The following is a 7016-nucleotide window of genomic DNA, read 5'->3' on the forward strand; positions in this document are numbered from 1 at the left end:
TCTTTCTGCGCATACCTAAGCATTATGTTTGCCACGGAAGCACGAAAACACGGAAAAATTTACTTCTTCTCCGTGATTTCTGTGTTTCCGTGGCTAATCAATTTTTGCACATGTTTTAAAAGCGATTTCCCTGTTATATATTCAGCCGACTTAAGCTCAACAAAAAGATTTTTTATCTTTGCAAGAAATATTAGCCATGCAAGAGCCTTTCGACATTGAAATCGGACCAATTAATTATTCAGTTTTCCCTGAAGGAAATGATTCGTATACCATTTTCAAAGATGGAAGAGAATATATCCAGATTCAGAAGGATACTTCATCTATCTGGTTAAAAATGGATTATAAAACTGAACTTCCGATTTTTGAAGAAGACGAGGAAGTGAATGCAATTGGACAGGCCATTGAAAAATATGTGCCTGAAGAAGATGATGATGAGGACGAAGAATTATAGCATAAAAAGGGCCCGATCAGTAAAGTGGCTGTTGCACAACTTTAAGATAAATGGCTGGATAATACATTTTTTCAAATGGTTATCCGGCCATTTGCTTTTCATAGTGATTGGACAAGGGTAACATATTTAGGCTTACTGTCCTTGCAAGAAGAGATAAATAGCTATTTATTTGTGTTTTTGCCTTTTTGAATGCTCTATAGGTTCTTTTCCTTGCTTTTGTTGCTACGCCATTGACCAGTTTCTTTAGGTTATATGCAACCGCTGCCATTATCATGCACTTGTTTGCCAGCTTAATGCCCTTGGTGTTTACCTGCCTCCTGCCCGTGAAATTGATCAGTGTGCCCAATACGGGCTCGACTGTAGCCTGCCTAGTCTTTCTTGTCCTTTTCCCTTTGGTGGTCTGCAATCTCTGATGCATTTGGGTGTATAGATCCTTTGCGACCGAGTCCTTTATTTTTTTATACCGGCGGGACTTGCACATGTGCCCCTAAAAGGGCATGCCCTGCAATCCCTAACGCCCGTACTATAGATTTTATGTGTGTTCGTCCTTACTTTTTTAAGGTGGGCGAAAGGTCAGGTACTTTCCTTGGGGACATGTGTAACGGTCATTTTCATGGTCGTACGTAAATCCTTCACGGCTATCCCTTGTTCTGTTCCCCGATTTATTGGGTATATATCCCGCTATGTTATTGTCGGCCAGGGCCTGCAGGGCAGCTTCACTGCTATAGCCCGTATCAGCAAGAACTTCTGATATCTCTAATCCGATTTCTTTCAGGTTATCAATTAGATTGCCCAGTACCTCGGGAAGGCACTGTCCGTCTCCCTTATCTGCATGAAATGCCTGTATATGGGTAACTACGTGGTTTTGTGTATCCACACTTACCTGTGCCGAGTAGTTCAGTCTGGAAATTTTCCCTGGCTTTACCGATATGCGAGCATCGGGATCCGATGGGCTGTAACGGCGTTCATTTAGGTTCTTATCCGTTTTGGCATTCTTTCTTGGTTTTCCCGCTGATTTCTGGGTAAGGCTGTCCGGTTCTTCGTCCCTGTTTGCATCCAGCTCTTTTCCATAAGTAGCCACGTCACCCATAACCTCCCGTTCAACAACACTGGACATGGCGGCATTGGCCTTCACAAATACACTATCGATAGCTTGCCTCTTTCCAGAAATCAGCCCTTTTTCTATGCACTTTTTTAATACCAGCTTAAATATGGCGGTAAATTCTTCTTCGCCAAAAAGCTGTCTGGTTCGGCTTAAGGTAGAATGCCATGGAAGTTCCTCATCTAGGCCGTATCCTAAAAAATAAAGGATATCCATGCGCATTCGCGAAGTGGCAATAATGCGCCTGTCACTGTTCAGGTTCTCTAGGTACCCAACAAGCATGAGTTTCATGAAAACCACTGGATCAATGCTCTTTTGGCCTTCTCTTCCATAATACTTGGATGTGGAGGCATATAAAAAATTCAGGTCCAATATACTTTTGAGCTGTCTGTAGAAATTGTTCTGCGGAACATAGTCCGAAAGTTGGAATCGGATAAACAGCTTTTCCTGGATAATCTTTCTTGCCTTGCATAGCTAAATATACTAAATAAACAACTGAATATCAATGTATTGAGCAAAAAAAAGCAGCAAACAAATAATTGTTTGCTGCCTTTTTAAGCCAATCAGGTGGTAGTTGTGCAACAGCCACAGTAAAAACCGGGCCTTCTGTCTTTCAATAAATGGCTTACCTTGTGCAATTTGCCGTCCAGGTACCTTTCGAATTACTTACCAAGATTTTTAATGTACTTGCGTTAACGCTTATACCTGTTAATCCATCACCAATACTGGTATAGGTATCACCAGAGCCCTGGAATTTTACGCCTGTAATATCAGGGATACCCGTACCAAAGATAAAGTTATAGGTATCGCCGGTTTTAACTACCCTTACCTTGCCGTCATCATCGCTAATGTCTTTTGAGCCATCGTTATAAGTAATGGTTCCAGAATAAGTACCCACGAAGAAATCCCTGTCTGCAGGATTGGTATCTTTTCTACATGATACCGTTACGGTTAATGCTATTAAAAGCATGTTGAAAATTTGAACTGTCTTTTTCATCTCTTTCACTTTTTTATTTTAAATAGGCAATAAATGTAACAGTGTTATGACAATGACTATGCCAAACGAATCATTGATACCTAAGAAATGGTGAGAAAACAAAATAAAAAATACAAAAGAATTTGTTTTAAAGCGTTGTTTAATAGGTTTTTATGAGTGTGTATAGCCGCGCTTTTCATTCATGCTACCCATAAAAGATTTTTTACAGCTGCCAGTGCTCACAAACAAATAAAACTGTTCAGTTTAGAAGAACGCAGAGTTGTTTCTTGAAATTGATATAGACCGATATTTAAAGAAAAAAGAAATTTTTTACCACTCAAAGAAATCAAAAAACGATATATTTCCCGTTATTCTTTGGTATAATTTGAAGGTCCGTTAATGTCTACTGTTTTGCCTAAAAAGTGTGGTTTTCTACCAATTAAAATATCAATTGTAGATTTTACAACGGCAAAATATTCTCTAAAAGAAGCATATTTGTAACCCTGATACGTTCCTTGATCGGCAGCAAAGCCATATGATTTAACGCCCAATTTATTCCCGATATTGATACACCGGTTTAAATGATATTTTTGTGAAACCAGAATGGCTGTATCAACCTTAAAGATATATTTAGATCTATATAAGGTAGAGTAGCTATCAAATCCAGCATAATCAAGATAGATTTTATTGGTATCAACCCCATGTTCATAACAATAAAGTTTCATTACAGTTAATTCATCATGTGCATCACTACCGTTATCTCCTGACAGCAAAATTTTATCAATTTTATTGTTTTTATAAAGTTCGATGCCAGCATCGAGCCTATCTTTTAAGTATTTGCCTGGCTTATTGTTGTTTATTCCTGCTCCGAAAATAATGGCCACTTTGGTTCCTGGTGTGTCTTTTTCTTTTGAAAAAATTACCGGATCAGTTTGAGATTTTACCAATAAATTTATGCCCAACACTACAATAATGCCAAATAAGGAGGCATAGATTAACAACTTTATGATTTTTTTAGTCTTCATGGATTAAACGGCAGTAATTATTTATCTCTTAAAGATAGTTAAAGGCAAAACGGATTATCGCATGTATTTAAAAATTGATTTTCTGCAAATCTTTTTAACCTGCCCAACCATACCTATCCAAACTCCTATAATTGATGGATTCTGCTAAATGCTCGAGCTCTACATTTTCTAAACGGTTAAGAATTTGCTTTGAAATTTTCGTTAGGCTCTAAAAGATCCACCCAAAAATGATAGAGGTGGACGAAATCATCACTACCGTTAAATGATTTCCTGAAGTTTTTGGATGTAAATTTATTAATATTTGTAGAGTTTTCTTTATTTAATTTATCCTCGTCTCTCCAAAAATTTGGCGTGGAAGCAATAAGGTCACTTATCCAATTATTTATTGTAATAAACCAATGCTCTGCATTTTCATTTTGAATGTAGCCGATAATTGCTGCATATTTGAGATATTTACCATGAATTCCTTTTTTAAAACGCTCTACCCCTCCACTTGATTTATTTGTTCCAATAACATATTCTTTCTCTCTTCCACTTCCAGGAGTAGGTAATCGTTTTGCTTCTATTGAAAAGAAAGAGTCAAATTCACCGAAAATTCTATCACCAACTGTAATGTTTTCAGATTTCGCTAACGTGGCAATATCTATTTGCGCGGACGCTCCAGTTCTGAAATCCTCAACATTTTCATGATGAAAAAAAAATGGAGTTGCGAAAGCATTTCGATTTAGGAACTTGCAAAGTTTATCAGTGAGGGCTTTTTCATTTGCTGTGACTTCGCCCCGAACTTTATTACCAAACTCTTTAAAATTTAATTCGAGAAACTCTATAACAGACTTTACCGTTTGATCTGGTTCCAATCCTACGGTTATCTTACCGCAGCTAATATTTTGAGAGACATTTGCTAGCATCAGAATCCTTGTTTTCTTAAATCTGAAAATGTTTCATCTGCATCTCTTAATGCAATAGAGGGAAGCCAATATTTTAATTTTTTTGGTTTGATTAAGTAGATTACATTTCCCTCATAAAGCCGGATTATTCTGGTGATTCGCAAGCTTACTCCTAAATTTTTTTCTACTAACTTGCTAATGTCCTTTTCAGATTCTTTCGAATTTGAAAAATCGATTTTTGGCTCTTCGCCGAAAAAAAATGGAAAACATATAAAGGAGTCTGTTTCGAACCATTGGTAAGGAGATATTGTTTTAAAAACGGAGCCTAAAATTTTACAATATATATCGCTAAATCTAATCAAATCATTTTCATTTGCATCATTTTTTGCAATTTGAGCACCCTCTCCTTTTCGTCTGTATTCTAATAGATATTTAAAAAAATCATTAACTATGACTAATTCTATCTCATCGATTTCCGCTTCTTCTTTTTGATCTGGAAATGGAAGTGATTTGATATCTGAAAGTAAAAGTGATGAAGACTTATTGATCATAAACCTTCCGCTAGTTGCTGCCAAATAGTAAGGAAATAGCGTATTCCCATTAAATCTAGATTCAATTTCTAGCAACTCACTCTCTGACTTAGAGTGGATTCCAAAAATTGAATTTTTGAATACTATATCATCATTTCTATATTGAACTGGTATAGTAAACGTTGTGTCAACAACTTCCTTAATTAATAAATGAGGTGCATTATAAACTTCTTTAGCCCCCTTACTATGAAAGAATTTTATATTTAGTTGGTCAATTATATCCTCTTCGTTAATTCCATTCTTTTCAAAAGATTTCACTGGGAACGACTTTTTTCCGGTTAGAAAAGGCGCAGATAATTTCTCTTCAAATTTTCGGTATTTCGTTTGAGCCTCTATAGATTTTGTTCCTGCCACTCTGAGAGATTCCAACTTCGTTAAATCTGATTCGATAGCTTCAGTAAAGCCTTCTGAATAGACCCAATTATCACTAGTCTTTTTCTTTTCTAAAAATTGTCCAAATGTTTGCAATTTCGAGAGTCTTCGAATTAAGCTATTTGCCCTCTCTCCCCCTAAAAAATTTGACTTCCAAACATATGGATCATTGAGTGCTTCATTTCGTGATACTGTGTAGAAATCGTACGCGTCTAACTCAAAATAAATTTTTTCTTTGTGAATTTTGGTTCTTCTAGCAACTATGTGTACTAGGTCTCTGTTATTTGGATTTATATTTTGAATAAATATCGCAGCAGTTGCTACTTTGGCATTCCCAAACAAAATTTCGCTTAAAGGAGTAAAGTCAACAATCTGAGGGACATTATATTTTTCAAGAATAGATTTTCTAAAATTATTAGACGAGTTATTATAAAGTAAAGGGCCAGCAGGCTGTATCATACATAAAAGGCCAGCCTCTTTTGTAAGCTTCATCGATTGCTCAAGAAAAAGCAATGCTATTTGATTATCAGGTAGTTTAACTTGAATATCTTTGGAAATGCCATTTTCTAAATTGGTAATTATTCTTGTGGCACATTCTGCTTTTTCTGCTTTTTGTGCCGCTAGGGTTAATTTTGCTTCAAATGGCGGATTGCCGATAATTAAGTTAAACTTGTTTTCGAAATTGGATTTAGATAAAACATCAAAAAAATCTTCATTTAGAATATTTTGTTCCCTTAAGTTGTCAAACTTCAAGTCATGCCAGATTTGTAATGGTGATAATTCATCACATAGGGCTAAACTCAAACTGAACACAGTCAAGTCTGCCGCGTCCTTTTTTAACTCGACTCCGAAAATATTATTTTTCAATAAGCTTTTTAGAGTGCCTAAATCGGGATTCTTCCAATTATTTCTTTTTCGCCAACGATATATCAATCTTCTATATGCACCGACTAAAAATACTCCAGAGCCACAAGCAGGATCTAAGACCTTAAAATCTAGATTTTCTGATGTTAGCGGCATAGCTTCATCTAAAAGAAAGTTTACGAGATAAGGAGGCGTATAGACGACCCCTGGCTCTTTCCCTAAAAATTCCTCATAAATATTACTAATTAATTCAACAGGTAAATCATTAAAAGAATATAGCCTCCAAAAAACCAATTGTATCCCATCTAAATCTCCATTTAAAAAAAGTCCAAATCTTGTTAAATCTGTTTTAGAAAGAAATTCTCTCTCTTCCTCTTCCAGTTTAAAGATTCCACCATTAAAGTGTTCTGCAAGATAATCTAATAGTCTTAGGTATGATCCCTTTTCATTAAGAACATCGGTAAATTTAGTTGCATGGTCAGCAAATTTCCCAAAAAAATTGTTAGGAAATACTCGGTTTTGCTTCTCATCTTCTCGCTCTTCTAAATACTTAATCAATATGGACAAAACCATAATTTTGTAAGCTAACACTACAGTGCAGGTTCAGTTTGCTGCATTTCTTTCCATCTGTGCGGTAAAAGTTCTTGAATCTGCGCTGATGGATATGTATTTATTCTTTTCAGCACATCTACCATCCACACCATTGGATTAATGCCTTGCAATTTGCATGTTCCCATGAAAGAATATAG

8 protein-coding genes are annotated in these 7016 nt (G+C 36.0%); 1 reads left to right on the forward strand and 7 read right to left on the reverse strand.

Going from position 1 to position 7016, the window contains the following annotated elements:
• The first annotated feature begins 178 nt into the window (after positions 1–178).
• Complete coding sequence (locus AW17_RS22500) at positions 179–451, forward strand: hypothetical protein (RefSeq protein ID WP_342422818.1); 273 nt, start codon at positions 179–181, stop codon at positions 449–451.
• A gap of 79 nt (positions 452–530) precedes the next feature.
• Here AW17_RS22500 and AW17_RS22505 read toward each other — a convergent pair whose 3' ends face one another.
• From AW17_RS22505 to AW17_RS25455, 7 genes are all read right to left on the reverse strand, one after another.
• Positions 531–932: a transposase gene (locus AW17_RS22505; protein WP_051692046.1), complete on the reverse strand. Its 402-nt coding sequence runs from the start codon at positions 930–932 to the stop codon at positions 531–533.
• A 75-nt stretch (positions 933–1007) separates the two neighbouring features.
• Complete coding sequence (locus AW17_RS22510; protein ID WP_483414142.1) at positions 1008–2009, reverse strand: transposase; 1002 nt, start codon at positions 2007–2009, stop codon at positions 1008–1010.
• Positions 2010–2178: 169 nt separating this feature from the next.
• The gene (locus tag AW17_RS22515) at positions 2179–2550 is read right to left on the reverse strand and encodes a hypothetical protein (protein ID WP_029280394.1); all 372 of its coding nucleotides are present in this window, start codon (positions 2548–2550) and stop codon (positions 2179–2181) included.
• A 347-nt stretch (positions 2551–2897) separates the two neighbouring features.
• Positions 2898–3554 carry a SanA/YdcF family protein gene (locus AW17_RS22520; RefSeq protein ID WP_029280396.1) on the reverse strand — a complete coding sequence of 219 codons (657 nt, stop codon included), beginning with the start codon at positions 3552–3554 and terminating at the stop codon, positions 2898–2900.
• Positions 3555–3730: 176 nt separating this feature from the next.
• On the reverse strand, positions 3731–4462 hold the full coding sequence (locus tag AW17_RS22525) for a hypothetical protein (protein WP_051692048.1): 732 nt from the start codon (positions 4460–4462) through the stop codon (positions 3731–3733).
• Entirely contained in the window at positions 4462–6858 is a 2397-nt protein-coding gene (locus tag AW17_RS22530; RefSeq protein WP_157280401.1) for an HsdM family class I SAM-dependent methyltransferase, read from the reverse strand. Before AW17_RS22530 ends, AW17_RS22525 begins: the two co-directional genes overlap by 1 nt.
• Positions 6858–7004, reverse strand: a complete 147-nt coding sequence (locus tag AW17_RS25455) for a transposase domain-containing protein (protein ID WP_083488814.1) — start codon at positions 7002–7004, stop codon at positions 6858–6860. Before AW17_RS25455 ends, AW17_RS22530 begins: the two co-directional genes overlap by 1 nt.
• Positions 7005–7016: the final 12 nt, after the last annotated feature.

It is taken from the genome of Pedobacter borealis DSM 19626, from assembly GCF_000708285.2.
GTDB classification, from domain to species: Bacteria; Bacteroidota; Bacteroidia; order Sphingobacteriales; family Sphingobacteriaceae; genus Pedobacter; species Pedobacter borealis.

Coding starts and splice junctions, on each gene's coding strand:
- AW17_RS22505 (WP_051692046.1), bottom strand. CDS start 932: ATGTGCAAGTCCCGCCGGTATAAAAAAATAAAGGACTCGGTCGCAAAG.
- AW17_RS22515 (WP_029280394.1), bottom strand. CDS start 2,550: ATGAAAAAGACAGTTCAAATTTTCAACATGCTTTTAATAGCATTAACC.
- AW17_RS22520 (WP_029280396.1), bottom strand. CDS start 3,554: ATGAAGACTAAAAAAATCATAAAGTTGTTAATCTATGCCTCCTTATTT.
- AW17_RS22525 (WP_051692048.1), bottom strand. CDS start 4,462: ATGCTAGCAAATGTCTCTCAAAATATTAGCTGCGGTAAGATAACCGTA.
- AW17_RS25455 (WP_083488814.1), bottom strand. CDS start 7,004: ATGGGAACATGCAAATTGCAAGGCATTAATCCAATGGTGTGGATGGTA.